The following is a 25,753-nucleotide window of genomic DNA, read 5'->3' on the forward strand; positions in this document are numbered from 1 at the left end:
CTACAACCCGGTGCTGCCACCCGCGTTGGGAACCGGGTGGCACCCGGGTCGGCCAGCGCATGGTTGATCGAGCCGCCCGGACCGGACCGCGCCCACGAACGCATCCCAGCCGAACGCGTCGAAGACGAGCGCCGGGCCGGTCGGGTCCTTGGAGTCTCGGACCCCGACCCGGTCACCTCCCGCGCCGAGGAACGCGACCTCCACACACTCCGAAGCATTCGGGGACTTGCTGGATTTGAACCACTGGGCTTCGGATAGAGCGATCGTCACGCCTGGTACTCCTTCGCGATTCTCCACACCAGCTCCCTGGAGTCATCCTCACTCAACGCTACCTGCCCGAGGTTGGACAGCGCCCGGCGATGCCGATCGATCACGTCCATCTGTTCCAGGAACAGCGCACCTTCGTAACCTTCCACGTACACCACCGGCGGCTCGACCAATCTGTTTGCCGGTGGCGGAAATTCGAGCAACGTGAACGACTGGACCACCAGGCCGCTGTGCGCGCCCACGCCGAAGGGCACGATCCGGATCGCGACGTTCTCGCGTTCGCCATCGGTGATGAGCTGCCGGAGTTGGCCGCCCATCACCGCACAACCGCCGGGCTGATGGCGAAGCACGGCTTCCGAGAGCATGGCGCTGAGGTGGAAAGCACTGTCCTCGAGCCTGATTCGCCTTCGCGCAGCCAGTTCGAGGCGCCGCTCGACATCGACGGCGGACAGGTTCGGGTCGTCGGCGTGGATCATGGCTCGGCGGTACTCGGGCGTCTGTAGCAAACCGGGCACCAACGTGAGCTGATGGGAGGTCAGCCGATGCGCGGAGGCTTCCAAACTGAGGTAGTGGTCGAAGTGCGCGGCGAATTGATCCCGGTACGAACGCCACCACCCCTTCGTATCACCCTGCAATTTGGCGGCGTGGTCCTGCTGCCTGACTTCCTGCCAGAGGCTGAGGACTTCATCGCGCTTCTCGCTCGGTTCCACGACGCCGTAGAGGTCTAGCAGATCCTTGATCTGAGACGTGACAATTTTGACCTTCCGCCCATCCTCCATGCGGCCGATGCTTTGCGGAGAGATTTCGACGTGTAATCCCGCAGCCAACTGGCCCTTTCCGGCAGCGATTCGATACTGGCGAAGCAGGCGACCGAGCGCCCTGCGGGGAAGCGAGGATCCGACCATATTTGATTAGCCTCACTATTTGGGAATCTCCGTACTGGACTACCCCTCAATGGAGTTCCACCAGCGTAGCTGGAATCAGCTTCGTGGAATTGCCAATTCGAGAAAGGTGGACAGCACCGAGCATCGAGAACCTGCGGCGAACCCCTATAGCCCGCTCGGTATCCAATCGCGAATGGAGGCCGAGATGGCGTGGGACGCATGGGCTCTGCTGGCGATTCTGGCGCTGTGCGGTGGCGTCATCGTCTGGTCGTGCTGGGGCTTCTACCGTGACAGTCACCCGGCGCGACCGGGTTCCTTTCGGCTGCCGCTCACCAGGGGAGGCTGGCTCACGGTTCCTGTCGTACACGTCGGTCGCCGTGGCCGACATCGTGGTGGAGGCGTGCGTGGATCGCGCCGGTTCCGGCGGTCAGGGGTTTCGCGGAGCGTTGCCCGCGTTCGGCGAGGATTTCGGAGAGGATCGACACGGCGGTTTCCATGGGGGTCACGGCACCGATGTCCAGACCTGTCGGGGCGTGCAGGCGGCGGAGTTGGGCGGGGGTGATGCCGCGGGCGCGCAGGGCGTGCGCGCGCTCCGCGCTGGCTCGTCGCGAGCCCATCGCGCCGATGTAGGCGGCGGGACGTCGGAGGGCTCGTTCCAGCAGGGGGATGTCGAATTTGGGGTCGTGGGTCATGACGCAGAGTGCGGTCTGCTCGTCGGATTCGGTCGCGTCGAGGTAGCGGTGCGGCCAGTCGACCACCACCTCGTCGACGTCGGGGAAGCGTTCGGGGGTCGCGAACAGGGGGCGGGCGTCACAGATGGTGACGTGGTAGCCGAGCAGTTTCGCCAGACGCGCCAGGGCGGCGGCGAAATCGACGGCACCGAAGATGATCAAGCGTGGGGCGGGAGTGAATACCTGGACGAAGAGGGTGAACGGGTCGGCACCGTCGACGCGGATCAACTCGTCGCGCCCGGCCGCCAGCAGTGGTCGGATACGGTCGGCGGAGCAGTTCGGTGGCTCGAGTCCGGTATTCGATCCGATCATCGTCCCGTCCTCCCAGCGGGAGCGAATGGGCAGGCAACCATCGCGGATGACCGTGGTCATCGTCACCGGGCGGCGGTCGGCCAGTGCGTCTCGTATCCGAACGAGGTGATCGAGCAGCGTGTCCGTCACCGGCTCCACGTAGACGTCGATGGTGCCGCCGCAGGTCAGGCCGACACTGAGGGCGTCGTCGTCGGTGACGCCGAAATGCTCGAGGACGGGAGTGCCGGAGGCCAGGACGGTTTCGGCGATCGCGACCGTCGCGGCCTCCACGCAGCCGCCGGAAATGCTGCCGAACACCTCGAGCGATTCGGAGACCATCATGGCGCTGCCGGGTGCGCGTGGCGCGCTGAGCGAGGTGTCGACAACCGTGGCCAGGGCGCTACGCGCACCGCGGGATCTCCACGCGAGCAGCCGATCCAGCAGGTCCAACATCGGAGGGCTCCATTCCTATTCGGCACCGACCGGCAATCCACGCATCGCCGCGCTCACTCCGCCGCCGCGCGCTGCTGGGCGGCCAGCCGGACCGCGTCGAGGATCTTGGCGTATCCGGTGCAGCGACAGAGGTTTCCGGCCAATGCCTCCCGGATCTCGGCATCGGAGGGATCGGGATGCCGTTCGATCAGCTCGTGCGCCGCCACGACGAGGCCCGGGGTGCAGAACCCGCATTGGACCGCGCCCGCTCGAATGAACGCCCGCTGCACCGGATCCAGCTCGCCGCCATCGGCCAGCCCCTCCACGGTCCGCACCGAGCGCCCCTCGACCTGCCCGGCCGCCACCATGCACGAGCAGACGGCGGTGTCGTCCAAATACACGGTGCAGGAACCACATTCACCCTGCTCGCAGGCATTCTTGGAGCCGGGAAGACCCATTCGCTCACGCAGCATGGTGAGCAGGCTCTCACCCTCCCACACGCCATCGACGGTCTCCGGCGAGCCATTCACGGTGCACGTCACACGCATCGGGCAGCTTCCTTTCCACGATAGAAACGCCCGCCGGACGGCAACGGCGACAGCATTCGGCGCAATCGACGGGAACGCACCCGGCAACCGAATGGACGCGCTCGGAATCGGTACTCGACCGATGGATCACGCGCGACGTAGGCCAGTAGACCCGACAACGGCGATCGAGGGCCAGACGCGAAGCACCCAGAATGTGTCCCAGCTCACCCGGTCACCTTTGTGGGTATGTCCAAGGGGCACAGCTGTTAGCGTGTCGACCGTGCGACTGCGCTCCGTGCTCGCCATGGCGGATCTGGGTCTCGAACTCATCAGCGGCGAAGAAGACCTCGACCGTTCGGTGCGGTGGGCGGTCACCACCGATCTGCTCGATCCCAGCCGCTACCTGTCCGGAGACGAACTGGTGATCACCGGGCTGCACTGGCGCCATCATGCCTCCGACAGCGCGGCTTTCGTGCGCGCCCTGGCCAGATCCGGAGCCGCCGGGATGATCGCCGGACCCGCCCGCTACGGCGGCATTCCGCGCGACGTCATCGAGGCATGCCGCCACCACCGCATCCCGCTGTTGCGCGTGCCGGAATCCGTCACCTTCGCGCGAGTCACCGAGCAGGTCAATCGCAATGTCGCCACCGGCCGGTCCGCGCATCTCAGCGCGGTACTGGACCGGCACCGTCAGGTCGTCTCGGGGCGCGGGCTGGAATCGGTGCTCGGCCTGATCGAACGCGATCTCGGTATGCGCTGCTGGGTGCTGAGCTTCACGGGGCGTGTGGTGGCGGGGTCGTCGACACCGCCGATCGAGCGGCTCGGCACCGCCCTGGGCACCCGCCGCCTGCCCCTGGTACTACGCGAAACAGACAGCCCCTGCACCGTTTTCGCGATCAGCGAGCACAGCACCGCCCGGGTGGCCGACTGGTATCTGGTGTGCGAGGGCGATCGGAGCGACTGGCCCGAGGAGCGGCGCGCGGTCGTGCGTGAACTGGCCGCCGTGGTCGCCCTGGAGCGCACGCGGGCCGACCGGGAGAGCACGACCGACCGGATCGCACAGGAGCTGATCGACATGATCGTCGGTGAAGCCGAACCGGCGGAGGTGATGTCGCGTCTCGACTTCACCGGCCACCGTTCCGGGCAGTGCCACGTCGCCGTGGCGGCCGCGGCGTCGGCGGGCCAGGACGCCGAGACGATCCGAATTGTGCTGCGCGAGACGCTGTATGGCCGAAATCCGGTGATCGGCACGATCGGGCACGAGGGCATCGCCCTGATACCCGCCGACAGCGCGGTCGTCGACGAGATCCGCCGCGCCGCCGAGGTGCTGGCGGCGGGCCTGGACGGGGTCCGCCTCTCCTTCGGTATCAGTCGTGCCGTGGACCGCACGGGGCTGCGCGGCGCGGTCGAGGAGGCCCGCTACGCCTGCCGCTCCGCCGCCGCCGGCGCCGAGCCCGCGAATGTCGTCAGCCACGACCAGCTCGCGACCCACATGCTGCTGCTGTCCAGTGTCCCCGACGAGGTCCGGCGGATCTTCCGGGGACGCCTGCTGGCCCCGTTGCACGACTACGACCGGCGACACCGCACCGATCTGGTGCTCACCCTGGAGACCTTCCTGCGTGTGTCCGGCGGCTGGAGCGCCTGCGCGGACCGGCTGCATGTGCACGTCAATACGGTTCGCTACCGGATCGAACGCATCGAGGAGCTCACCGGGCGGGACCTGTCCCGGCTCGAGGATCGCGTCGACTTCTTCCTCGCCCTCGCGCTGTGGTGAGGCGCGAGGGCGAGAAGAACCGAGTCACTATGTGCGCAAGGCGATCTCGTCGGGGCGCACCGGCACCCGCGGCAGCTCCAATCCGGTGGCGTCGCGCAGCGCGTTCATGATGGCCGGTGTGGACGACAGGGTGGGCGGCTCCCCCACCCCATTGAGACCGTACGGCGAGTCCGGGTGCGGGAATTCGAACAGCGTGATCGGCATGTCCGGCACGTCGAGGATGGTGGGAATGAGGTAATCGGTGAACGACGGATTGCGCACTCGCCCACGGTCGTCCACGAGAATCTCCTCCATCAGCGCCAAACCCAGCCCCTGTGCGCTGCCGCCCTCGATCTGGCCTTCGACGGCCAGCGGGTTCATGGCCTTGCCGACATCCTGGGCGACGGCGAGCTCGACCACCCGCACCAGCCCGAGTTCCACATCGACGTCGACGACCGCGCGATGCGCGCAGAACGAGAACGCCACATGCGCATTGCCCTGGCCGCGTTCGGGATCGATGGTCTCGGTCGGCCGATGCCGGTAGACGAAGACCCGTTCCACGGTCTCGGTCCCGACCAGATCGGCGATCGCGGCCACCGGATCACCGCTTTCGACGTCGACGACCGCGTCATCGCGCAGCGCGAGACCACCGACATCGCGACCGAGCGCCGCTCCGGCCCGGCGCAGGATCTCCCCCGCGATCTGCCGACAGGCGCCCTGGACGGCGCCGCTGGACATCCAGGTCATGCGCGACGCCGACGCCGAGCCGGCGTCGCCGATCCGGGTGTCCGCGGGCAGCACCACCACCTGGGTGATGCCCAGTTCGGTGGTGGCGATCTGCGATTGCACCGTGGTGATGCCCTGCCCGCATTCGGCCGCGGCGGTGTGGACCGAGACGACGGGCGCACCGGCCGTGACCGACAGCGTCACGCGCGCCGTGGAGATGTCGTCGACCCCGCCCGAGTAGCCGGTCGCCTTGACGCCGACCGCGTATCCGACGCCGCGGCGAATCCCCTCGCCGTGCGTCGTATTTCCCACCCCGCCGGGCAGCAGGCGCAGATCCCGACTGCCCTCCGACGGCGGCATCGGCCTCGACCGAAGCGCGGACAACAGGGCGGCGACCGGGACCGGTCCATCCACGGGCTGACCCGTCGGCAGCACCGTGCCGGTGGTCATGGCATTGCGCAGCCGCAGCTCGACCGGGTCGATACCCAGCTCACGCGCCAGTTTGTCCATATTGGACTCGCATCCGTAGGCCGACTGCACGGCTCCGAATCCGCGCATCGCCCCGCACGGCGGGTTGTTGCTGTAGACGACGAATCCGTCGATCTCCGCGTGCGCGACCTCGTAGGCACCCGCCACGAAGTAGGCCGCGTTGGCGATCACGACCGGTGAGGTGGAGGCGTACGCGCCACCGTCGAGCAGCAGGCGCGCCTTGACGTAGACGAGCTTGCCGTCGCGGGTCGCCCCGTGTTCGAAGCGCATGGTGGCCGGATGCCGGTGCACATGCCCGAAGAAGGATTCGTAGCGGTTGTACACCATCTTCACCGGCTTGCCGAGGCGCAGCGCGAGCATGCAGGCGTGCACGTGCACCGAGAGGTCTTCCTTGCCGCCGAACGCGCCGCCGATCCCGGCCATGGTCAACCGCACCTTGTCCGGCGGCAGCGCCAGGCAGGGCGCGAGCTGCTCGAGATCCTTGTGCAGCCACTGCGTCGAGACGTACAGCTCGACGCCGCCGTCGGACGCGGGGACGGCCAGGCCGGATTCGGGCCCGAGGAAGGCTTGGTCCTGCATGCCCACCTCGTAGTCGCCGGTGACCACGACGTCGGCCTCGGCACGCGCCCGCTCCATATCGCCGTGCCGAATCTTGACGTGCCGCACCAGATTCGAAACCCCGTGCACGGCACGGGTATCCGCGTCGAGTGCGAGTTCGGGATCGGTGACCGGATCCATCACCTCGTAGTCGACCACCACGAGTTCGGCCGCCCGCCGGGCGGTCTCCGGGTCGTCCGCCGCCACCAGCGCGACCGGCTCGCCCTGATACCGAACCTGATCGATGGCCAGCACCGGCTGATCGGCGATCTTCATGCCGTAGGTCTTCGCTCCGGGGACGTCCTCGTGGGTGAGAACGGCGTGAACGCCCGCGAGCGCCACCGCCGCGCTCACGTCGATGCCTCGAATGCGCGCCGCGGCATGGGGGCTGCGCACGGTGGTCGCCCACACCATGCCCTCCATCCAGAGGTCCGAGGAGTAGGCGAACTCCCCGGTGACCTTCAGCGCTCCGTCGGGCCGCGGCGCGCGGTCGCCGACGCCGTACCCCTCCCGCGTGCGCGCGCCGCGCACCAGGGCGGTCATCGCGGACTCCGGCCGAATCGGGGGTCTGAGGATGTGTTCATGGGGTGCCTCCTCCTGGTTGGCGCGTGTATCAGGTTGTCTGTCAATGTGTTTCGTTCCACAGGCCGCATGACCGGACACGGCGGCGGGTGTCCGGAACATTGCATGTAACATGGCCTGCATCGCCCACCAGGAGGACCGATCGTCATGCCCGAGTCGCCCGCACCGGAGAACTCCTCCGCCGCCGAGCTACTCACCGACCGCACCTACGAGGCCCTCAAGCTGGCGATCTTCCGCAATCAGCTCACCCCCGGCACGGCGCTGAGCGTGCCCGAGCTGGCGCGCCAGCTCGAGGTCAGCCGCACGCCGGTCCGCGAGGCGGTGCAGCGCCTGATCTACGAGGGGCTGGCCACCCACATCTCGCATCGCGGCGCGCAGGTGAGCAAGGTCGACATCGCCGACCTCCGGCAGCTGTACGTGGTGCGCGAACTGCTGGAGGGACTTGCCGCGCGGTTGGCGACCGAGCGCCTGGACACGGCGGGACTGGCCACGCTGCGCGAGATCATCGCCGACCACGAGGGTGTGCTGAGCGCGGGCGCGGATCAGGCGGCGCATATCGAACTGGATGTCCGCTTCCACCGGACCATCCGTGAGATCGCCGGAAATCCGCATCTCACAGCCACCCTGGAGCCCATCGCGGGACGCTCGCACCTCGCGCTGCACTCGCTGTGGCGCGGTGCGCAGGCGCCGCGCTTCGCGCTCGACGAGCACATCGGCATCGTCGACGCGATGGCGACAGGCGATCCGGACCTGGCCGAACAGGCTGCCCGGCAACATATTTCCCGCCTGCGCGTGCGGCTCTCGCAGGCCACCGCACGGGACGAGCCCGCGGGTGGCGAGCGCCGCAAGCTCTCCCTCGTCGTCGGATCCGATGCGACAGCGGATCCCAAGGGGCGCAAGCCACGTCGCGCTCGCGCCCTCGGGACGGCCCGCTAGCGGCCAGCGTCCAGCGCCGCTTCCTCCGCCCAGGCGGAGGGCGTGTAGTCGCTGTAGTGGTCGGCGTGCGAATTGGTCGCCGATGCCTGCACCACGTCGCCGCGCAGGTACGCCTCCGCTTCGGCCCGGTCCTTCGGCGGCGGGGTCGGTGCCAGTCCGAGCAGTTTCGCCATATTGTTGCCCAGATAGCCTTCGAGATCGTCTTCGGAGAGGTTCAGACCCTGCGGCGGCTCATGGCACAGCACCTCCAGTTCACGGGCCCACATGCCGGGCTCGTTCGGCGGCGAGTCGGTGCCGAACACCATCTTGCTCTTCTTCATCTCCTTCGCGAATTCCACGATGCGCGATTGCAGCAGCCAGCCGGATTCGCCGATGACATTCGTGGAGTCCTGGATCATCCAGAACGCCTCGAAACAGTAGACACCGCCGGTCTGAATGCCGAAGTGGCCGAGAATGAAGTTGACGCCCGGGAACTCCCGGATGATCGGATAGAACTGCGTGGGAATGGAATACGGGCCGTCACCGGTGTGGATCAACACGGTCACGCCGAGCTCGTCGCACACGCGCAGGGCGGGGCGCAGCCAGTCCAGTGCCCGGTCCGGGCGGTAGGAGTGCATGTTGGCGTGCAGCTTCATCATCTTGTACCCGTATTCCTTGACGTGGAACGCGAGTTCGGCGGCCCCGTTCTCGGGCCCGAAGCGGGGGTTGTAGATGAAATTTCCGACGAAGCGGTCCGGGTAGTTTCGGACCAGTGAGGTGACGTACGCCTGATAGTCGCGAATTCCCTCGCGGCCACTGCGATTTCCCTCGCGCCAGGCGGTATTTCCCGGCGGCGGCATGATGCAGCTGACATCGACCCGGCGGGGTTTGCCGTTGATCCAGAACGGACCGTCCATCATTTTCAGAACGCGCTCCCCGGTGAACGGTTCGCCGGTGTGCCGCCAGGCTTCGTCGACCAGGTTGGTGGGATGCACATGCGTATCGATGATCACTGTGATTCTCCTTGATCAGGTCGGGATGACTTCCCCGGCCGCGAATCACCGCACCTACGGGCCACCGAGTCACCCGGTGGCGGGCCGGCCCGACCGCCGGCTCGATGGCACCGAGTTCAACACACGCACGGCGAGCGTGTCAACGGATTGCATGTAATTCTTCCAGCCGCACTGGGGGCATCTTCGCAGTTCAAAGCCACTGTGGCAGCAGATATTCCATCCAGAGCGCCAGATTTCGGGCATTGACAAACGCATTCCGCTGCGGTTTACATGTATGAGCTGCCAGGTTCCGCTGGAATCGGCCGCGACGCCGGTGACCTCCCGACTTGGGTTAAACCGTTCGGCGAACTCCAGGACTGGCGTCCTGGCTGGGGAGTTGATCTCCCAATCGCCTACGGATCGAGGCGGCTCGGCCGCCTGGGAAAGGCTCGGGCGGCAATGACACCGACAGCCCCTGCGCATTGCGACCTACTACTCACCGGCGGGATCGTCGTCACGGTCGACGACGCCGGCACCGTGTACGACCCGGGGAGCGTGGCCGTCATCGGCTCGCGCATCGTCGCGGTGGGACCGGAAGCCGAACTGGCCCAATGGCATTCGGACACGGTGCTCGATTGCCGCGGCAAGGTGGTACTCCCCGGCCTGATCGACGGCCACAATCATCTCTACCAGGCACTGGCCCGCGGACTCGGTGAAGGCATGTCGATCGTGCCGTGGCTGTGCGAGTTCATGTGGCCCTACTCCATCGCGATGACCCCGGCCGACGCCGTCGCGGCCGCCCGGCTCGGAGCCGTCGAAGCGCTCCGCGCCGGGACCACCACCGTCATCGACAACCATTACGCCCCAAGCGATCTCGAAACCACACTGGCGGTCGCGGACGTGATCGAGGAGTCCGGGCTCCGGGGCGCGGTCGCCCGCGGGGTGATCGGCGAGCGCACGGCCGTCGCGGCGCGGCGCGGCCAGCCGGCCGAACTGTTCCGGTACAGCGCCGCCGACGAGCTGTCGATCATGCGGGAGGCGATGCGGCACCGCCCGCGCGGATCCAAGGTCGAGATCTGGCCCGCACCCCTCAATCTCACCTACGTCGACCAGGACCTGGTACGCGGATGTGTGGAGCTGGCAAGGGAATTCGACACCCACTGGCATACCCACTGCTGTGAGAGCAGCAAGGATCCGCTCGGCTACGTCGACGCCTACGGTGTGCGGCCGGTGCAGTGGCTGGCGAAGGCCGGGCTGTTGGACGAACGAGCCACCCTCGCCCATGCCATCTGGCTCGACGACTACGAGCTGGACCAGATCGCCCAGGCGGGTGCGAAGATCGCCCACAACCCGTCGTCCAACGCCTACCTCGCCTCGGGCACCGTCCGCTTGCGCGAGCTGCGGGACAGCGGCGTCACCGTGGCGGTCGGCAGTGACGGACCGAGTTGCGGGCATCGACAGGATCTGTTCGAAGCGATGAAACTCTCGGTCTTCGCACAACGGCTGTCGACCCTGGACCCGACGGTCTGGAGTGCCGAGGAAGCGCTCGCGCTGGCCACCCGGCAGGGCGCCGAATTCGCGGGCATCGACGCGGGAGTCCTCGAGCCCGGACGCCTCGCCGACATCATCGTCGTGAACGTCGACCGGCCGCATCTGCGACCGCTGCACCGCGCCGTGAGCGCCCTGGTCTACTCCGCCCGCGGCTCGGACGTCGAAACCACCATCGTCGACGGGCGAATCGTCTACCAGCACGGACGATGCCTGCTGATCGATGAGGACGCCGCTGTCGCAGCGGCTCAATCGCGGGCCGAACAGCTCGTCGCCCGCGCCGGAATGGCTGCCCTGTGCACGCCGAGGAAGTTGCCATGAATATCTTCACCCGAAACCGAGCCCGGTTATCGAAACCCCGCCACCCCGTCGACACCGTTCCCCCGCTGCGGCTGATGATTCCGCTCGGCCTGCAGCACGTCATCGTCGCCTACTCCGGCATGGTCACCGTACCGCTGGTCATCGGATTGGGCGTCGGACTGTCCCCGGCACAGGTCACCACCCTGGTCACCGCGAACGTCCTCATCAGCGGTGTCGCGACCCTGATCCAGACCCTCGGCATCTTCAATATCGGTGTGCGCCTGCCGATCGTGATGGGCTCCACCTTCACCGGCATCACCCCGGCCATCATCGTGGGCAGCGATTCCGGCCTACCGGCGGTCTTCGGCGCGACCATCCTGGTCGGCCTGCTGACCTGGGTGATCGCGCCATGGTTCGCGCAGCTGTCCCGCTACTTCCCGCCCATCGTGACCGGCACGACCATCGCGATCATCGGCTTCTCGCTGCTGCCGAAAACGGCGACGCTGATCAGCGGACCGGAGTCCGCGGCCGACCACGGTGCGCCGAAACGCCTGCTGCTCGCGCTCGGCACCATCGCGCTGGTGGTCGTCCTGGAACGCGTCATGCGCCCGGCCGTCGGCCGGTTCGCCATTCTGATCGCGCTGATCGTCGGAACACTGGCGGCCTGGCCGCTCGGCCTCACCGACTTCTCCGCCACCCGCGACGCACCACTGTTCGGCATGGTCGAGCCGTTCGCCTTCGGCGCACCCACCTTCGTCCTCGCGGCCATCCTGCCCATGCTGGTGGTGCAGATCGTCAATATGGTGGAGTCGACCGGTGACACCCTGGCCACCGGCCAGATCGTCGACCGCACGCTCGGCCCCCGCGATATCGCCCGCGCACTGCGTGCCGACGGTGTCGGAACGGCGCTCGCGGGCGTCTTCAGCTCCTTCACCTTCGTCACCTTCGGCGGCAATGTCGGCCTGGTCAGCATCACCCGGGTGAAGAGCCGCTACGTGGTGGCCACGGCGGGCGCGATTCTGGTGATCATCGGCCTCATTCCCAAGATCGGCGCGGTCGTCGCCTCACTGCCGGGACCGGTGCTGGGCGGCATCGGCGTGGTCATGTTCGGCACGCTGGGCGCGATCGGCATCAAATTCATGCTGGAGGCGGATTTCAGCCAGCCGCGCAACCACATGATCGTCGCCATCGCCTTCGGCTTCGGACTCATGCCCGTGGGCGCTCCCGACTTCTACACCCAGCTGCCCGGTCCGCTCCAGACCGTGCTGTCGAGCGGCATCGCCGCGGGCGGCATCGCGGCCTTCCTGCTGAATCTCCTGCTCAACGGCGTGCAGCGCGAACAACCCGCCCCGGCCCGCGCATCGGGCGACGACGCCGAGCCCGATCGTGTCACCCGAGTGGAGGAATGATGACCACCTCCGAGTACCGCAACGGCGCGGTGGCGAAGCCGCGACTGATCGTCGGCATCACCGGAGCCAGCGCCCCGCACCTCGCCATCCATCTGCTCACCGCGCTGCGCCGCCTCGATGCCGTGGAAACCCACCTGGTGATCTCACGGGCGGCGCATCGCACCATCGAGCTGGAGTCCGGGCTGCGTCCCGAGGATGTCACCGCGCTCGCGGATGTGCACCACCAGCGCGGCGATATCGCGGCGACCATCGCCTCGGGGTCGTTCCTCACCCTGGGCATGGTGGTGGTGCCGTGCTCGATGAAGACCCTGGCCGCGGTCGCGCACGGCTACTCCGACGATCTGCTCACCCGGGCCGCCGATGTCTGTCTCAAGGAACGCCGCCGCCTGGTGCTGGTCACCCGGGAAACTCCGCTGAGCCTGGTGCATCTGCGCAATATGGCCGCGGTGACCGAGGCCGGTGCCACCGTGCTGCCGCCCGTTCCGGCGTTCTATCAGCGGCCGACGTCGATTCCGGACGTGCTCGCACATCTGAGCGGAAAAATACTCGACCAATTCGGCATTCGGCACGAGCTGTTTCCCCGGTGGGCGGGTGCGGCGGCCGCTCGCCACACGGAAGGCGCGGTCCGATGATCGCCGAGCACCGACAGGATCCGCACGCCTTCCTCGAGCGGTACCGCGCGGCGCACCCCGAGGATGTGCTGACGGTCGACGACATCGTCCCGGCGGATCAGGGCGTGACCGGGTTGATCTACGAACTCGCCGCCCGCGGCCGCGCGGATATGGTGTTGTGCCGCAAGGTCGACGGCCTCGCGGTGCCGGTGGTGAGCAATATGTTCGCCTCCCGCCGCCGGATCGCTCGCATCCTGGGCACCGAACCGCAGCGGCTGCACGAAGCCTTCGCCGCCGGGGCGGCCCGCCAACTGCCCCCGCGCGAGGTGGACTCCGGACCGATCCTCGACTCGGTGCTGACCGGTGGCGATGTCGATCTGGCGACCGTGCCGATGCTGCGGCACTTCGCTTCGGACCGGGGACCGTACATCACCAGCGGCATCATCGTGGCCGAGGATCCGCACACCGGTGTCGGAAACCTCAGCTACCACCGCTCGATGGTGCACTCCCCCACCGCATTGGCGACCAGTCTGCATTCGCGCGGCGACCTCTGGCGCATGCTGCGCACGTACGCCGAACTCGGACGGCCGATGCCCGTCGCCATGGTGATCGGCGGCCATCCGCTGTTCATGCTCGCCGCCTCCGCCCGGGTCGGCTACGACGTGGACGAGCGTGCGATCGCGGGTGGACTGTTCGGCGAACCGCTCGAGGTGGTGCCGACTCCCGAGTACGGCATCGGGGTCCCGGCATGGTCGGACCATGTGCTGGAGGGCACGATCGACCCGTCGGCGTACGCGGAGGAGGGCCCCTTCGGCGAGTTCTCCGGCTACTCCTCGAATCGGTCCACCAACAATCTGATGACCGTGACCGCGATCATGCGACGGCACGAACCGATCCTCTTCGACGTCGAGGGCGGCAATACCGCCGAACACCTCAATCTGGCTCGGATACCGCGTGAGTCGGAAATGGTGGAGAAGCTGAAGGCCCGCTTCCCCGACGTGACCGCCGTGCACTATCCGACCTCCGGAACGCACTTCCACTGCTATGTGGCGCTGCGACAGCGCAGGCCCGGGCAGGCGCGCCAGGTCATGCTGGGCCTGCTCGGCTGGGACCCCTACGTCAAGACGGTGATCGCGGTCGACAGCGATATCGACATCACCGACGACGCCGCGGTGCTGTGGGCGCTGGCCACCCACTTCCAGCCGCATCGCGATCTGCTGACCGTCGCCGGACTGCCCGGCTCACCGCTGGATCCGTCCTCGACCGACGACGGCACCACCTCCCGGATGGGTCTCGACGCGACCCGCGGGCCGGGCTTCGAGGGCACCCGGATCGAGATCTCCGAGGCGGCCCGCGCCCGGGCCCGAAAGATCCTCACCCCCAACGCGACAACAGGAGGACGACATGCATGACGGCGGCAAGATCCCGGTGACGGTACTGACCGGATTTCTCGGATCCGGAAAGACCACGCTGGTCAACCACATTCTGACGGCCCAGCACGGATACCGAATCGCGGTCATCGAGAACGAGTTCGGCGAGATCCCCATCGACAACGACCTCGTCCTGAACGCGGACGAGAAGATCATCGAGATGAGCAACGGCTGCTGCCTGTGCTGCACCGCCCGCACCGACCTGATCGACATCCTGCGCTCCCTGCTGGCCCGCAGTGACCGGTTCGACCGAATCCTGATCGAAACCAGCGGACTGGCCGACCCGAATCCCGTGGCGCAGACCTTCTTCGTCGACGACGAGATCGAGCAGCATTTCGCCCTCGATGCCATCCTCACCCTGGTGGACGCCAAACATGTACGCGCCCATCTCGCCGAGGGCGACTCCGCGGGCGTCGGCTCCCATGTGGTCGACCAGATCGCCTTCGCCGACCGCATCGTGATCAACAAGGTCGATCTGGTCGCACCCGAGGTGGTCCGGGAGGTGCGGGAGACCGTGCGCGGGATCAATGCGACGGCCGAGATCATTACCTCCCAGTACGCCGCGGTCGATATCGCCGACGTGCTGGGGATCGGCGCATTCGATGTGGCGCGCACCGTATCCGGAGATCCGCACTGGCTCGACGACGGCGACCACCAGCACGATCCACGGCTGACCTCGGTCGGGGTGGAGGTGGACGGCCGTCTCGACCACGAGGAATTCGAATCCTGGCTACGCGCCCACCTCGTGGCGCGCGGCGACGACGTCTACCGGATGAAGGGACTGTTCGCGGTGGACGACGATCCGCGCCGATTCGTCCTCCAGGGCGTCCACCGCCTGTTCGACATCCGGCCGTCGACCCCGTGGCGCGGGGACGAACGCAAGGGCAAGGTCGTCTTCATCGGACGCGATCTCGACCGCGCCGAACTCACCCGCGGCGTGCTGTCCTGTCTGGTCCGCTAGCGACGAATCCTTCTCGACCCCAGGAGTTCTCGATATGGAGTTCTTGCGCCCGGCCAGCTGGGCCGACGCACTGGCCGCGAAGGCCGCCCACCCCGACGCCGTACCGATCAGCGGCGGGACCGATGTGATGGTCGAGCTCAACTTCGACCTCGCCCGGCCGACCGTCCTGCTGGATCTGACCCGGATCCCCGAGCTGACCGACTGGTCGGCGACGGACGACCGGATACACCTCGGCGCGGGGGTGACCTACAGCAGGATCATCACCGAACTGGCCGATAAGCTGCCCGGTCTGGCCATGGCCGCCCGCACCGTCGGATCTCCGCAGATCCGCAATCGCGGCACGGTGGGCGGCAACCTGGGCGCGGCCTCCCCCGCCGGTGACTCCCATCCGCCGCTGCTCGCCAATGACGCGGTGGTCGTGGCGCATTCGGTGCGCGGTATCCGCCACATCCCGATCGCCGATTTCTACACCGGCGTCAAGCGCAATGCCCTGGCACCCGACGAACTCGTCGCCGCCGTCCGGGTGCCGCCCGCCGCCGGACCGCAGCAGTTCGCCAAAATCGGCACGCGCAATGCCATGGTCATCGCGGTAACGGCCTTCGCGCTGTCCCTGCATCCCGAGCGCGGGCGCGTCGGCACCGGATTCGGCTCCGCCGCACCGACTCCCCGCTCGGCGAGGGCGGCCGAGCGGTTCCTCGAGAGCGAACTGCACGCCAGCGGACGCTGGGAATCCCGGGCCGAGCTCGATCCGGCGGCGGTCACCCGGTTCGGTGAATTGGTCGCGGCGGCAGCGGAACCCATCGACGATGTGCGCGGCAGCGCGCGCTACCGCCGACACGCGTTGTCCGTCATGGCCCGGCGCACCCTGGTGTGGGCCTGGAACGACTACCGGCGGCCCGGCCGCGGGCACGGCGACCAACCGGTATCGACCCGATGCGCCTGAGGTTCCCACTCGGCCGCCGACCGCGGGACCCCGTTCCGGCCACGGTCGATCCGCCCGCCGAGGGCGCGGCCACCACGGAATCCGACGAAGCCTGCCCCGCCGGCGATATCCAGGCGCTCGCGGCGGGTCTCCAGGCGCCCGGACTGGTCCTTCCCACCTACTGGTGCTGAGGCCCGACCGTCGAGGATTACCGAGCGCCACCCGATCGGGGGATGCCGGGTGCCCGAAGTGTCGGCGAGGATTCGTAAAACCCTGCCCCGCAGTCTGGTACAGCGCGCGGTCAGGATCAGTCCGGACCGTCCGGCGCGCACGGACGCCGACCCTCCGAGGGGGTAATCGTGGACATCGACGCCTTGACGGCCGCGATCGACGAGCGGGAACTCATCGAGTTCACGCGACGGCTGGTGCGGACGTACACCCCACGGGAGGAAGGGCGGGGAGAACGGGCCGTCGCGAATCTGTTGCTCGCCACGATGCGGGAATGGGGGTGGAGTGCCACGCTTTTCGAGGCGGAGGGGCGGCCGAACATCGTGGTGACGGTGGATGGGGGCGGTGGGGCGGGGCCGATGCTGGCCTTCGAAGGACATATGGATGTGGTGGCGGAGGGGGATGTCGGGCAGTGGAGCGTCGATCCCTTCGGCGGCGAGATCAGGGACGGGCGACTGTACGGGCGGGGTGCCGCGGATATGAAATCCGGTGTCGCGGCGATGCTGTACGCGGTGCGGGCCTTGCAACTGTCCGGGCCCTTTCCCGGTCGGGTGCGCCTGCTGCTGCTCGCCGACGAGGAGGGAATGATGACGGGTGCGAAAGCCGCTGTGGCGCAGGGGTTCACCCGCGATGTCGACGGGGTGATCTGCGGTGAGCCCGAGGGCGACGAGGTGTGTCCGGTGTCGAAGGGCGCGATGCGGCTCAGGGTGGATTTCACGGGGGTGATGAGCCATGGGGCGATACCGTGGCAGGGACGGAACACCCTGCCAGCATTGGCCCGGGCGGTGCTCGGCCTCCAGGATCTCGAGTGCCGGTTGGTGCGGGAGGTGGGCGGTCGACCGCCGCTGGGCGCACCGTCCATCACGCCCACGGTGGCGCTGGCGGGGACCGCGGATCAGATCAATACGATTCCGGGCAGCAGCTCACTGTTCCTCGATATCCGGACGGTGCCCGGCGTGGACCACGAGGTGCTGTCGAAACGGATCGACCGGTGCGTCGACGCCGCGGCGCGGGGGTGTGGGGTCGGATCGGCGGTCACCGTGATCGACGATCGCCCCTGGGTCGCAACCGATCCGGACGGCCCGCTGGTCACCGCCCTGATCGCCGGACACGAGATCGTCAACGGCGTCCGGCCCCGCCTCGGCGGCGTACCGGGCACCACCGACGGCACCATTCTCACCGCGCACGGCGGGGTGCCGAGTGTGGTGTACGGCCCGGGCGGCAAGTGGATCGCGCATATGGCCGACGAGTGGGTGGCCGTGCGCGACCTGAAGCGGTATGCGCTGACCTACGCGGTCGCGGCACGGCTGTTCCTGACCGGCGGATCAGGTGGGAGCGACCGTGGCGCGGCCGTCGGGTAGCGCCGGAGGCAACGGTTCCTCGCCGTACGGGCCGAAAGTCCTTCCGTCCCTTCGGATATTGCGTTCGATCAGGCGCAGGACCGGGGTGGACAGGAAGGTGGTGACAATCGCCATCAGGGCGAGGATCGTGTACAGCTCGCCGGTGATGAGGCCCGCGCTCAGGCCGATATTGAGCAGGATCAGTTCCATGAGCCCGCGCGCATTGGCCAATGCGCCCATGGCCGCCGCTTCCCGCCACCCCATGCCCTGCCACCGCGCGGCCAGCCCCACGGCCCCGAACTTCCCGGCGAACGACACCACCAGGACCAGAGTGGCCATCAGCAGCACCTCGGGGGCGAAGATCAGGCCGAGTTCGGTGTTCAGCCCGGAGTAGATGAAGAAGCCGGGCAGCAGCAGGTAGGACACCAGCGGTTCCAGCCGTTCACGCACGCGGTTCAGCAGTTCGCCGCGCGGCATCACCGCGCCGGCGACGAACGCGCCGAACACCGAGTAGATGCCGACCCAGTCGGTGAACCAGGCCGCCAGCAGCACCACGATCAGGATGACCGACAGGTGCGCGATCGGCAGTCCGCCAACCTGCGGAGCGCCCGCGCGCGGGGTCCAGGCGTTCAGTCGGGCCAGCCAGCGCCGTGCCACGTACACCATGAACAACAGGTAGCCCAGCGCCCCGATCACGGTGATCAGCGCGCCGCTCATCTCGTCCTTGGTGGTGGCGACCACGGTGGCGAGCAGCACCCACGCGCACGCGTCGTCCACGGCCGCGCACGACAGCGACATGGTGCCGAGCCGGGTGTGCAGCAGTCCGGAATCGTGCACGATCCACGCCAGCATGGGAAACGCCGTGATCGCGACGGCGGAGGCCACGAACAGCGCACCCTGCCACCCGGCGGCCCGCTCGGTGAAGTAGCCGCCCTGCCCGACCAGCCACCAGCCGACCAGCCCGCCCAGCAGCAGCGGTACCGCCACGCCCGCGGCCGACGTCGCCCCGGCCTGACGCAGATGTGCGCCGAGGATGTCCAGTTTGAAGGACGCTCCCACCAGGAACATGTAGAGCACCAGCCCGAGCTGGCCGACCACGTAGATGGCGACCAGGTTGGGATGCGTGATCGAGGTGCCCTCCAGGGTGGTCGGAAACAGCCAGTGCTGGGCCGACGGCCAGATCCAGCCCAGTACGGACGGTCCGAGCACGAATCCGGCGACCATGATCGCGACCACCTGCACCTGTCCGAGCCGCCGGAACACGTGCCAGAGCAGGCGATAGGTCACCAGGATCACGGCCACCTGCAGGAAGAAGTGGGTGGCGATCTGCAGCAGACTGGGCACGGCCGTTCCTCACGCTCGGCTGGCCACGGCGCGCACCGCCCGCCCGCCGCGGCCGCGGCCGCGCGTCCCGGTGGCGTCCAGGCCGGTCGCACGGCACAGATTCGCGCGGACGGCCACCACGGCGGCCTCGATCCGGCTGGCCACCCCGAGTTTGGTGAGGATGCGGCTGACGTGGTCTTTCACCGTATCCGGGCTGATGAACAGGCGAGCGCCGACCTCGCGATTGGACAGACCGTCGACGATCAGCAGCAGGATCTCACGCTCGCGTTCGGTCAGGGTCGCCAGACGTCGACGCGCATCGGGATCCGCTATGGCGGGGGTGAGTGGGGTGCGATGCGGTGGGGCGGCGGCGACCATGACGCCGGAGGCCACCAGCTTCAGCGCGTGCAGTACCGCGGGTGGGCCGAAGTCGGCCGCCAGCAGGACATCCGGATGCTCGGTCGCGGAGCGGGGGACGCCGCGCGCCACCAGTAGCGCGATGAGCGGCGGGTGATCCAGGGCGCGCAGTCGACGGGTGAGGGCGGGCAGGTCGCGCGGCACCTCCACCGACGCATCGAGCAGGACGATATCGGGGCGACAGCGCACCACCTGCTCCACGACTTCGCCGCAGGTCGATCTCCCAGCGAGCGTCAGATTGGTTACCGATGCCACCGCGCGCTCGAAATCGTCATGTACGAACGGGAATTCGGATGCGACGACCAGGGTGCGCCGAGTCTGCGACGACAACCGCGCTCCGGTGACGACGCTGATATTGGGGCATATCCGGGTTTCCAGCCCTGATCCACGAGTAAGCTGCATATCAGCCTCCGAGCTCGGTGCGGATGAAAGGTGCCGGGACGATCGGCGTCGGATGCTCCAAAACTGTGTCCTCCCATGTGCGTACGCCCTCGTTCCGAGCCCCCCCGAGCGTGATCGGATAAGCCTCGACAGCGTCGTCATGGCACGAACTTCTGTTGAATCTCTATCCGCGGAGATGCGTTCAACAGGCGGTCGGAATTGTTCTGATCGAAGATCACGACCCGCTACCGAGGAAGTCTAAGCGACCCACCATAGACCCACATACCCCCGAACAGGGGGGTGGAAGCCGGGTGAAATCAGGCGACGCGACAGGTGACCAACGGGCGCGTCCCGACCCGGGCCCCGGACGGTATCAGCAGGTCGGCGCCACCGCCGTGCGCACAGTTGACCAGCAGTTCCAGCACCAGATCGCGCTGAATCATACTGCCGCCCAGCGCGACAACCTCCGGCAGCACCGATATCAACCCCCGCACGGCCGATTCCGGGTTCGCACCGCAATACTCCACGAAGCTCTCCGCCACCCGTATCGCCGTATGACGCGGCCGCACCATGTCATCCGCGCTCCCGGCGCGGTCCTCCGCTATCTCCGCGGCGATCCGGCGGGCCAACTCGTGGCGGTCCGCTCCAACGAGCGCGAGCAGGGTGTGCAGATCGACGAACGCGGAGTTGGAGCTGGCCCGTATCTCCACCGCCCGGTGCGCCAGGGCGTCGAAATCGTCCGGCCCGGCGATGCCCGCCAATCGCAGTCGCCACAGCAGGGATACCGCATCGCAGAACTGCATCGCCGAGGACGGACCGGCGACCGTGCCGAGGATCTCGGCCACCAGTTCGGCCAGCCCGTCCCGGTCGGCGACCGCCATCGAGGCGAGGGCGCGATGCCAGGTCAGATGCGTCCGCAACAGGCACCGCTGCGCGCTCCAGTGACCGGTCGTCGCACCGAGCAGCGCCCCGACCGCATCGTAGTCGCGGCGCTCGAAATAGGTATGCGCACAGGCGTGGACGGCCCAGGGATTGTCGACCGGGGCCAGCTCCAACGCGCGCTCCCCGGCGGCGGCCGCGTCGGCGTAGGCGTCGTTCTCGCCGTAGGCGAAGGCGAGCATGGCCAGCAGATAGGGGTGGGCCGCGCTCGCGCCCTCGACCAGCAGCGGGCTGGATGTCAAGCGGGACAGCATGATTCGCGTCGATCCAGACAGGAAGTCGACCTGATGCCCGGCGGCGAGCGCCAGTTCGTCGGCCGGGAACTCGGCCGAGATGGCGAGCAGTCGAGCGCTGGCCGCCCGATAGGCGCGGTTCAGCAACAACCGCACGACCTCGAGATGCGCCGCCTCCCACGGGTGGATGGCGGCGGGATCGATCCGGCACAGCGCCGCGCGGACATCGTCCGGCGGGAGCACGCCGCCCAGCAGATACTGGTAGGCGCGCAGCACGACGACCACGGGTGCGTCCGCGGCCTCGTCGTCCACCTCGTCCAGCGACCACACCATGGACCGGTCGAACCGCAAGAGCCCGTTGACGAACCCCGATACGACCCCCGACGCGCCAGTGCCGAACGGCGATCTGTCGCCGGACATCAGGGCGCGACCACACCCGAGCGTTCCGCATCGGCCTCGGCCGGTAGCCCACCGAGATACAGCTCCCGAATGCCGGGGCGGGCGCCGCGCGCCCAGGCGACGGCCTGCGCCACCTTGTCGGCGTCGATATCGAAGAAGGGCTGCGACATGTCGGTCAGTCCGAAAGACGGTGGCACGAAGTCGACATCGGCGAACAGGGTGCGGAATTCGCGCGCGGCGGTCTCCATACTGATCTCCCAGTTCCAATACGACTCGATGATCCGGTCAGCTCGACTGTAGAAGGCGTCGATGAAACCGTCGACCCGGGAACCCGGCGCGCAACCCGGCCGCAGCACCGATGATCCGCCGCCGTCGGCCGCGACGAGCTGGGACACCGTGCGCAGTTGCTGTTCGGTGCGCATGGTCCCGGTCACCTGATTGACCTGCCACACCCGGAACCAGGCATTCCACAGGTCGAAGGCGGCGAACGAGCGGAACGCGCCCGACACCAGGAAGTCGTTCTCCTCGATCAGGCCGGCCTGCAACGCGTCGATGTCGTCGAAGACCTCCGGCACGAAACCCGCCGCGAAACGATTGATCAGCCGTTCCGCCAACCGGTCGACGACCACGGCCGTGTTCTGCATGCCGCGCGAGAACAGCGGATCGATGAAGCCCGCGGCATTGGAGGTCAGGCACCAGCGCTCGCCGACCGTCCGGGTCGCCGTGTACTGGAGTCTGCCGGTGCTCGTCCACTCCCGCTCGGCACGCGCGTGCTCGAACTGCCGCGCGATATCGGGATGGTCGGCGAGGAAGGTGGCGAAGGCCCGCTCCGGGTTCGGTATCGGAGATTCGTCGCCGTTGTCGATCCGCCAGCAGATGCCCACGCTGCACCGGGGATTCGCGGACCGGTCGCTGTTGTCGAAGGGAATGACCCACATCCAGCCGCCGTCGAAGACGTGGTGCAGGGTCCCCGTGTGCCACCGCCGCGGGGCGCGGATGGTCGTCACCTCATCGAAGGGGATGACACCGGTCATATGCGTGAAGATGGATTTCGACTTGGTGCGCAGCCCCTCGGTGGTGCGCAGGCCGAAAGCGTCGGCCAGGTACGAACCTCGACCGGTGGCGTCGACCACGTAGTCGGCCGAGATCCGCGTCCCGTCGACACCTTCGAAGCGGACGCCGCGCTCGGTCACCTCGATCGTGCGCGTCGCGACCCCCTCCAACAGCGCCGCGCCGCGGTCCCGGGCCCGGCAGGCCAGCCAGTGGTCGACGTCCGCGCGATACAGATGGGATTCGGTCGACACGATCTCCGACAGCGGGAATTGGTGCACCCTGGTGGGATCGGCGCGCTTGTCGTGGTAGACGAAGCCGAAATTGTCCTTCATACCGCAGGTGCCGACGCGTTCGATCAGATCGTCGAACGACGACAGCGCCGCCAGTTCCGGCACACCGTATTTGACGCTCATCAAGGTGTAGAGCTTGGAGGTGTTCGGGATGGTGGATTCGCCGATCGCGAATCGGGGATGCCGCTTGGCGTCGACCATGCAGGTGCGCAGCCCGGCCGCCTGCAGGCACAGCGCCAGCGTACTGCCGGACAGCCCGGAACCGAGGATGAGGACATCGAATTCGCCGTTCATCACCGCACGCTCCCGGTGGATCCACGCTGCAGCGGCGTCTGCTGGTGGTACTGCATCAGCCAGCGTCCGTCGCGCCGCACGTAGACGGTCGAGATCGCGGCGTAGATTCCGTCCAGGCCGACCCGCTTCTGATACATCTCGTAGAACACCAGAAACGCGTCGGGTCCCAGCGCGCGCTCATGGAATTCGAGAATCTGATACGTCTCGATACGCGGAGCCGCGGCCACCGCGTCGAGAACGCTGCGCCGGGTCAGCGTGGCATGCGGTGAGGGCACCGCGAATACCGCGTCCTCGGCCGTGACCCGCGCATAGAATTCGGCGCCCGCATCGGAGCTCAACGCCCGCCATTGCCGGAACTCGATCTCGGTCGGACTCGGATCGTTCGGCTCCCCCGCGACCGATCCGCCGTGGTCTTCCACCGCTGTGGTCATGCGCGAAATCCTAATCTCCTTGTGGCACAAGGACATCCCCCTGATCGGGGGAGTCGAACGGTGCCGCGATCGGGGTACCCTCGCACCGATGGGAGTGGGGCGGACCGCATGACGAGGTGGATGGCCGATGTGTACCTGCGTATTTCTTCTCGACGACAAGGCCGCGCGTTTCCTCGCCATCGAGTCGCATGAGCAACCCGTGCATCGGCCACATGGCTTCGAGGCGGCCCGGAGACTCGGCCTCCACCCGCGTTGTTCGTACGGTCCGCATTGGCACGACAATCCCGAACTCCTCCAACGCATTCCGGCGCGACGAGCCCCGAACCCCGACGCCCTGTCCGACGTTGTCGGGGGCATCGACGCCGAGGGCGGCACCTGGCTCGCGTTCAATCGCCGCAGCGGGGTCTACTGCCGTCTGCTCACCACCGATACCGCCGCGCCCGCAGCCGTCACGATGCTGCCGATCCTGTGCGCCACCGCCGAATCCGCTCGGCACGCGGTACATCTCGTCGAGGAACTGCCACCCGCCGACACCGACACCGCCACACTCGCTTACCGGCTGCTGATCGCGGACGGCCACGACGCCACGGTAGTCGCCGTCGACGGCCCCGCGGTGACGACGACGGCACTCCCCCCGGGTGTTCCGCACCTGCTGACCACCGCCGAACCGACGGATGGCGGCGCGCTCGGCAAGCGGCTCATCGACCGCCTCACCCGGCTGCCCGCCCCTACCGGGAGTCTCGACTCGTGGGGGCCGTGGCTGTCGGTCTACACCGGTGCCGACGAGCCGGGCCCGGACTATCACAGCCCGGCCTGGACCGCGTACACGTACTCCGCCGTGCAGCCTCCATTCATCACGACGGCCACCGAATTGCACAAGAACGCAGCGGCGTTCGCTGCGGAGAGTCCGGATGAGGTGGAGTGGACGGCGAGCGTGTCCCTGTATGCCGCGCGGCCCGACGGCGTGGAACTCTTCGCCTACAACGAACGTCAGCTGTTCCCCTACCAACCCGTGCCGACCGAGGTGGCGCGAATGGGTTTCCCGGCCACGCCGGACGACTTCTTCGTACCTGTCGCAGGCGCCCAGCACTGAGGTGAGGTCACTGTGACAGTCGGTATTCCCGATGTGCGGGTCGGACATTGGACCGATCCGACCGGTGAGACGGGATGCAGCGTCGTCCTGTTTCCCGAGGGCACGACCGCGTCGTGCGAGGTGCGCGGCGGCGCGCCCGCCAGCCGCGAACTGGATGTGCTGGCGCCGGACAAGATGGTGCCCTGCGCGGACGCCGCCGTGCTCACCGGCGGCTCCGCCTTCGGTCTCGCCGCCGCCGACGGTGTCATGCGCTTTCTCGAGGAGAGCGGCCGCGGCGTGCCCACCCCCGGCGGGCCGGTCCCCATCGTGCCGACCCTGGCGCTGTTCGATCTGGCCGTGGGGAATCCGGCGGCCCGGCCCACCGCGGCGAACGGATACGAGGCGGCGCGCACGGCCACCGGACTCCCGATCGTCTCCGGTCGGATCGGCGCGGGCGCGGGCGCGTACACCGCGCATTGGCGCGGCCCCGGCGGACGCCGCCCCGGTGGGCTCACCTATGCCGAGCACCGCTGGGACGACGTGGTGGTGGGCGCGCTGTGCGTGGTGAACGCCTACGGCGATATCGACTACGGCGCCGGGGACATCGAATTGGACGCGGTCACCCAGCTGCACGACATCGATCTGGGAGCACGCATGCACACGACGATCGGCGTGGTGGTCACCAACGCCCGGCTGGACAAGCTGGGCTGCCAGGCGGTCGCACAGGGCGCGCACGACGGCCTGTCCCGTGCCCTCACGCCGCCGCACGGACGCTTCGACGGCGATGGGTTTATCACCGCCGCAACAGGTTCGGTTCAGGCCGATGTCGATGTCGTGCGACTCATGGCACTGGCGGCCGTCACCCGGGCGATCCGCTCGGTCGGGCCGCCGCACACCCGGCACACCACCACCCGGAGGAGCCTGTGAATCGTCGGCACCGTCCGAGGCCGCCGCTGCCCCTCCCGATCACCGTGCAGGGGCACATC

23 protein-coding genes are annotated in these 25,753 nt (G+C 68.0%); 12 read left to right on the plus strand and 11 right to left on the minus strand.

Annotated features, from left to right (window positions below; genetic code table 11):
* From FOH10_RS23325 to FOH10_RS23340, 4 genes are all read right to left on the minus strand, one after another.
* Nucleotides 1-297 carry a DUF397 domain-containing protein gene (locus tag FOH10_RS23325; RefSeq protein WP_342355905.1) on the minus strand — a complete coding sequence of 99 codons (297 nt, stop codon included), beginning with the start codon at nucleotides 295-297 and terminating at the stop codon, nucleotides 1-3.
* On the minus strand, nucleotides 267-1,172 hold the full coding sequence (locus FOH10_RS23330; protein ID WP_143982321.1) for a helix-turn-helix domain-containing protein: 906 nt from the start codon (nucleotides 1,170-1,172) through the stop codon (nucleotides 267-269). The genes FOH10_RS23325 and FOH10_RS23330 overlap by 31 nt, the downstream gene beginning before the upstream one ends.
* A 326-nt stretch (nucleotides 1,173-1,498) precedes the next feature.
* A complete protein-coding gene (locus FOH10_RS23335) occupies nucleotides 1,499-2,626 on the minus strand; it encodes an XdhC family protein (protein ID WP_143982322.1) in 1,128 nt (375 codons plus the stop codon).
* A 53-nt stretch (nucleotides 2,627-2,679) separates the two neighbouring features.
* Nucleotides 2,680-3,153: a (2Fe-2S)-binding protein gene (locus FOH10_RS23340; protein ID WP_143982323.1), complete on the minus strand. Its 474-nt coding sequence runs from the start codon at nucleotides 3,151-3,153 to the stop codon at nucleotides 2,680-2,682.
* A gap of 259 nt (nucleotides 3,154-3,412) precedes the next feature.
* Here FOH10_RS23340 and FOH10_RS23345 point away from each other — a divergent pair, with 259 nt between their 5' ends.
* Complete coding sequence (locus FOH10_RS23345; protein ID WP_186000561.1) at nucleotides 3,413-4,906, plus strand: PucR family transcriptional regulator; 1,494 nt, start codon at nucleotides 3,413-3,415, stop codon at nucleotides 4,904-4,906.
* A gap of 27 nt (nucleotides 4,907-4,933) precedes the next feature.
* Here the strand turns inward: FOH10_RS23345 and pucD are convergent, their stop codons facing one another.
* Nucleotides 4,934-7,240 carry a xanthine dehydrogenase subunit D gene (pucD, locus tag FOH10_RS23350; RefSeq protein ID WP_143982325.1) on the minus strand — a complete coding sequence of 769 codons (2,307 nt, stop codon included), beginning with the start codon at nucleotides 7,238-7,240 and terminating at the stop codon, nucleotides 4,934-4,936.
* Between the two features lie 186 nt (nucleotides 7,241-7,426).
* Here pucD and FOH10_RS23355 point away from each other — a divergent pair, with 186 nt between their 5' ends.
* Nucleotides 7,427-8,215: a GntR family transcriptional regulator gene (locus FOH10_RS23355; RefSeq protein ID WP_143982326.1), complete on the plus strand. Its 789-nt coding sequence runs from the start codon at nucleotides 7,427-7,429 to the stop codon at nucleotides 8,213-8,215.
* Here FOH10_RS23355 and FOH10_RS23360 read toward each other — a convergent pair.
* Complete coding sequence (locus FOH10_RS23360) at nucleotides 8,212-9,207, minus strand: amidohydrolase family protein (protein ID WP_143982327.1); 996 nt, start codon at nucleotides 9,205-9,207, stop codon at nucleotides 8,212-8,214. The two genes, FOH10_RS23355 and FOH10_RS23360, sit on opposite strands and share 4 nt — an antisense overlap.
* Before the next feature lie 438 nt (nucleotides 9,208-9,645).
* On the opposite strand from FOH10_RS23360, the gene FOH10_RS23365 reads away from it, so the two are divergent.
* The 8 genes from FOH10_RS23365 (at nucleotide 9,646) to FOH10_RS23400 (ending at nucleotide 17,956) form a co-directional block, all read left to right on the plus strand.
* Entirely contained in the window at nucleotides 9,646-11,055 is a 1,410-nt protein-coding gene (locus FOH10_RS23365; protein WP_143982328.1) for an amidohydrolase family protein, read from the plus strand.
* Complete coding sequence (locus FOH10_RS23370; protein ID WP_186000562.1) at nucleotides 11,052-12,443, plus strand: nucleobase:cation symporter-2 family protein; 1,392 nt, start codon at nucleotides 11,052-11,054, stop codon at nucleotides 12,441-12,443. Before FOH10_RS23365 ends, FOH10_RS23370 begins: the two co-directional genes overlap by 4 nt.
* Entirely contained in the window at nucleotides 12,443-13,075 is a 633-nt protein-coding gene (locus FOH10_RS23375; protein WP_143982329.1) for a UbiX family flavin prenyltransferase, read from the plus strand. Before FOH10_RS23370 ends, FOH10_RS23375 begins: the two co-directional genes overlap by 1 nt.
* Nucleotides 13,072-14,466 carry a UbiD family decarboxylase gene (locus FOH10_RS23380; protein WP_143982330.1) on the plus strand — a complete coding sequence of 465 codons (1,395 nt, stop codon included), beginning with the start codon at nucleotides 13,072-13,074 and terminating at the stop codon, nucleotides 14,464-14,466. Before FOH10_RS23375 ends, FOH10_RS23380 begins: the two co-directional genes overlap by 4 nt.
* A complete protein-coding gene (locus FOH10_RS23385) occupies nucleotides 14,459-15,445 on the plus strand; it encodes a CobW family GTP-binding protein (RefSeq protein ID WP_143982331.1) in 987 nt (328 codons plus the stop codon). The genes FOH10_RS23380 and FOH10_RS23385 overlap by 8 nt, the downstream gene beginning before the upstream one ends.
* Nucleotides 15,446-15,479: 34 nt before the next feature.
* On the plus strand, nucleotides 15,480-16,388 hold the full coding sequence (locus tag FOH10_RS23390; RefSeq protein ID WP_143982332.1) for an FAD binding domain-containing protein: 909 nt from the start codon (nucleotides 15,480-15,482) through the stop codon (nucleotides 16,386-16,388).
* On the plus strand, nucleotides 16,379-16,558 hold the full coding sequence (locus tag FOH10_RS23395) for a hypothetical protein (RefSeq protein WP_029926963.1): 180 nt from the start codon (nucleotides 16,379-16,381) through the stop codon (nucleotides 16,556-16,558). The genes FOH10_RS23390 and FOH10_RS23395 overlap by 10 nt, the downstream gene beginning before the upstream one ends.
* 168 nt (nucleotides 16,559-16,726) lie before the next feature.
* On the plus strand, nucleotides 16,727-17,956 hold the full coding sequence (locus FOH10_RS23400; RefSeq protein WP_143982333.1) for a M20 family metallopeptidase: 1,230 nt from the start codon (nucleotides 16,727-16,729) through the stop codon (nucleotides 17,954-17,956).
* Here FOH10_RS23400 and FOH10_RS23405 read toward each other — a convergent pair.
* From FOH10_RS23405 to FOH10_RS34935, 5 genes are all read right to left on the minus strand, one after another.
* Nucleotides 17,921-19,279: a cation:proton antiporter gene (locus FOH10_RS23405; protein WP_143982334.1), complete on the minus strand. Its 1,359-nt coding sequence runs from the start codon at nucleotides 19,277-19,279 to the stop codon at nucleotides 17,921-17,923. The genes FOH10_RS23400 and FOH10_RS23405 overlap by 36 nt on opposite strands.
* 9 nt (nucleotides 19,280-19,288) lie before the next feature.
* Nucleotides 19,289-20,077, minus strand: coding sequence for a LuxR C-terminal-related transcriptional regulator (locus FOH10_RS23410; RefSeq protein ID WP_186000563.1), 789 nt, complete (start codon nucleotides 20,075-20,077; stop codon nucleotides 19,289-19,291).
* A gap of 296 nt (nucleotides 20,078-20,373) precedes the next feature.
* Nucleotides 20,374-21,648, minus strand: a complete 1,275-nt coding sequence (locus FOH10_RS23415; RefSeq protein ID WP_143982336.1) for a tetratricopeptide repeat protein — start codon at nucleotides 21,646-21,648, stop codon at nucleotides 20,374-20,376.
* Nucleotides 21,648-23,264 carry an NAD(P)/FAD-dependent oxidoreductase gene (locus FOH10_RS23420; RefSeq protein ID WP_143982337.1) on the minus strand — a complete coding sequence of 539 codons (1,617 nt, stop codon included), beginning with the start codon at nucleotides 23,262-23,264 and terminating at the stop codon, nucleotides 21,648-21,650. The genes FOH10_RS23415 and FOH10_RS23420 overlap by 1 nt, the downstream gene beginning before the upstream one ends.
* Complete coding sequence (locus FOH10_RS34935; RefSeq protein WP_186000564.1) at nucleotides 23,264-23,695, minus strand: nuclear transport factor 2 family protein; 432 nt, start codon at nucleotides 23,693-23,695, stop codon at nucleotides 23,264-23,266. Before FOH10_RS34935 ends, FOH10_RS23420 begins: the two co-directional genes overlap by 1 nt.
* A 127-nt stretch (nucleotides 23,696-23,822) precedes the next feature.
* On the opposite strand from FOH10_RS34935, the gene FOH10_RS23430 reads away from it, so the two are divergent.
* Nucleotides 23,823-24,788: an NRDE family protein gene (locus FOH10_RS23430; protein ID WP_186000565.1), complete on the plus strand. Its 966-nt coding sequence runs from the start codon at nucleotides 23,823-23,825 to the stop codon at nucleotides 24,786-24,788.
* Nucleotides 24,789-24,800: 12 nt separating this feature from the next.
* Entirely contained in the window at nucleotides 24,801-25,694 is an 894-nt protein-coding gene (locus FOH10_RS23435; protein WP_143982340.1) for a P1 family peptidase, read from the plus strand.
* The last annotated feature ends 59 nt before the right edge of the window (nucleotides 25,695-25,753 follow it).

Source organism: Nocardia otitidiscaviarum (assembly GCF_007362295.1).
Classification (GTDB): Bacteria; Actinomycetota; Actinomycetes; order Mycobacteriales; family Mycobacteriaceae; genus Nocardia; species Nocardia otitidiscaviarum.

What these genes read in the sequence shown, in the direction of transcription:
- FOH10_RS23330 (WP_143982321.1), bottom strand. Translation starts at nt 1,172, where the DNA reads ATGGTCGGATCCTCGCTTCCCCGCAGGGCGCTCGGTCGCCTGCTTCGC.
- FOH10_RS23335 (WP_143982322.1), bottom strand. Translation starts at nt 2,626, where the DNA reads ATGTTGGACCTGCTGGATCGGCTGCTCGCGTGGAGATCCCGCGGTGCG.
- FOH10_RS23340 (WP_143982323.1), bottom strand. Translation starts at nt 3,153, where the DNA reads ATGCGTGTGACGTGCACCGTGAATGGCTCGCCGGAGACCGTCGATGGC.
- pucD (WP_143982325.1), bottom strand. Translation starts at nt 7,240, where the DNA reads ATGACCGCCCTGGTGCGCGGCGCGCGCACGCGGGAGGGGTACGGCGTC.
- FOH10_RS23355 (WP_143982326.1), top strand. Translation starts at nt 7,427, where the DNA reads ATGCCCGAGTCGCCCGCACCGGAGAACTCCTCCGCCGCCGAGCTACTC.
- FOH10_RS23365 (WP_143982328.1), top strand. Translation starts at nt 9,646, where the DNA reads ATGACACCGACAGCCCCTGCGCATTGCGACCTACTACTCACCGGCGGG.
- FOH10_RS23370 (WP_186000562.1), top strand. Translation starts at nt 11,052, where the DNA reads ATGAATATCTTCACCCGAAACCGAGCCCGGTTATCGAAACCCCGCCAC.
- FOH10_RS23375 (WP_143982329.1), top strand. Translation starts at nt 12,443, where the DNA reads ATGACCACCTCCGAGTACCGCAACGGCGCGGTGGCGAAGCCGCGACTG.
- FOH10_RS23380 (WP_143982330.1), top strand. Translation starts at nt 13,072, where the DNA reads ATGATCGCCGAGCACCGACAGGATCCGCACGCCTTCCTCGAGCGGTAC.
- FOH10_RS23385 (WP_143982331.1), top strand. Translation starts at nt 14,459, where the DNA reads ATGCATGACGGCGGCAAGATCCCGGTGACGGTACTGACCGGATTTCTC.
- FOH10_RS23390 (WP_143982332.1), top strand. Translation starts at nt 15,480, where the DNA reads ATGGAGTTCTTGCGCCCGGCCAGCTGGGCCGACGCACTGGCCGCGAAG.
- FOH10_RS23395 (WP_029926963.1), top strand. Translation starts at nt 16,379, where the DNA reads ATGCGCCTGAGGTTCCCACTCGGCCGCCGACCGCGGGACCCCGTTCCG.
- FOH10_RS23410 (WP_186000563.1), bottom strand. Translation starts at nt 20,077, where the DNA reads ATGCAGCTTACTCGTGGATCAGGGCTGGAAACCCGGATATGCCCCAAT.
- FOH10_RS23415 (WP_143982336.1), bottom strand. Translation starts at nt 21,648, where the DNA reads ATGTCCGGCGACAGATCGCCGTTCGGCACTGGCGCGTCGGGGGTCGTA.
- FOH10_RS23420 (WP_143982337.1), bottom strand. Translation starts at nt 23,264, where the DNA reads ATGAACGGCGAATTCGATGTCCTCATCCTCGGTTCCGGGCTGTCCGGC.
- FOH10_RS34935 (WP_186000564.1), bottom strand. Translation starts at nt 23,695, where the DNA reads ATGACCACAGCGGTGGAAGACCACGGCGGATCGGTCGCGGGGGAGCCG.
- FOH10_RS23430 (WP_186000565.1), top strand. Translation starts at nt 23,823, where the DNA reads ATGTGTACCTGCGTATTTCTTCTCGACGACAAGGCCGCGCGTTTCCTC.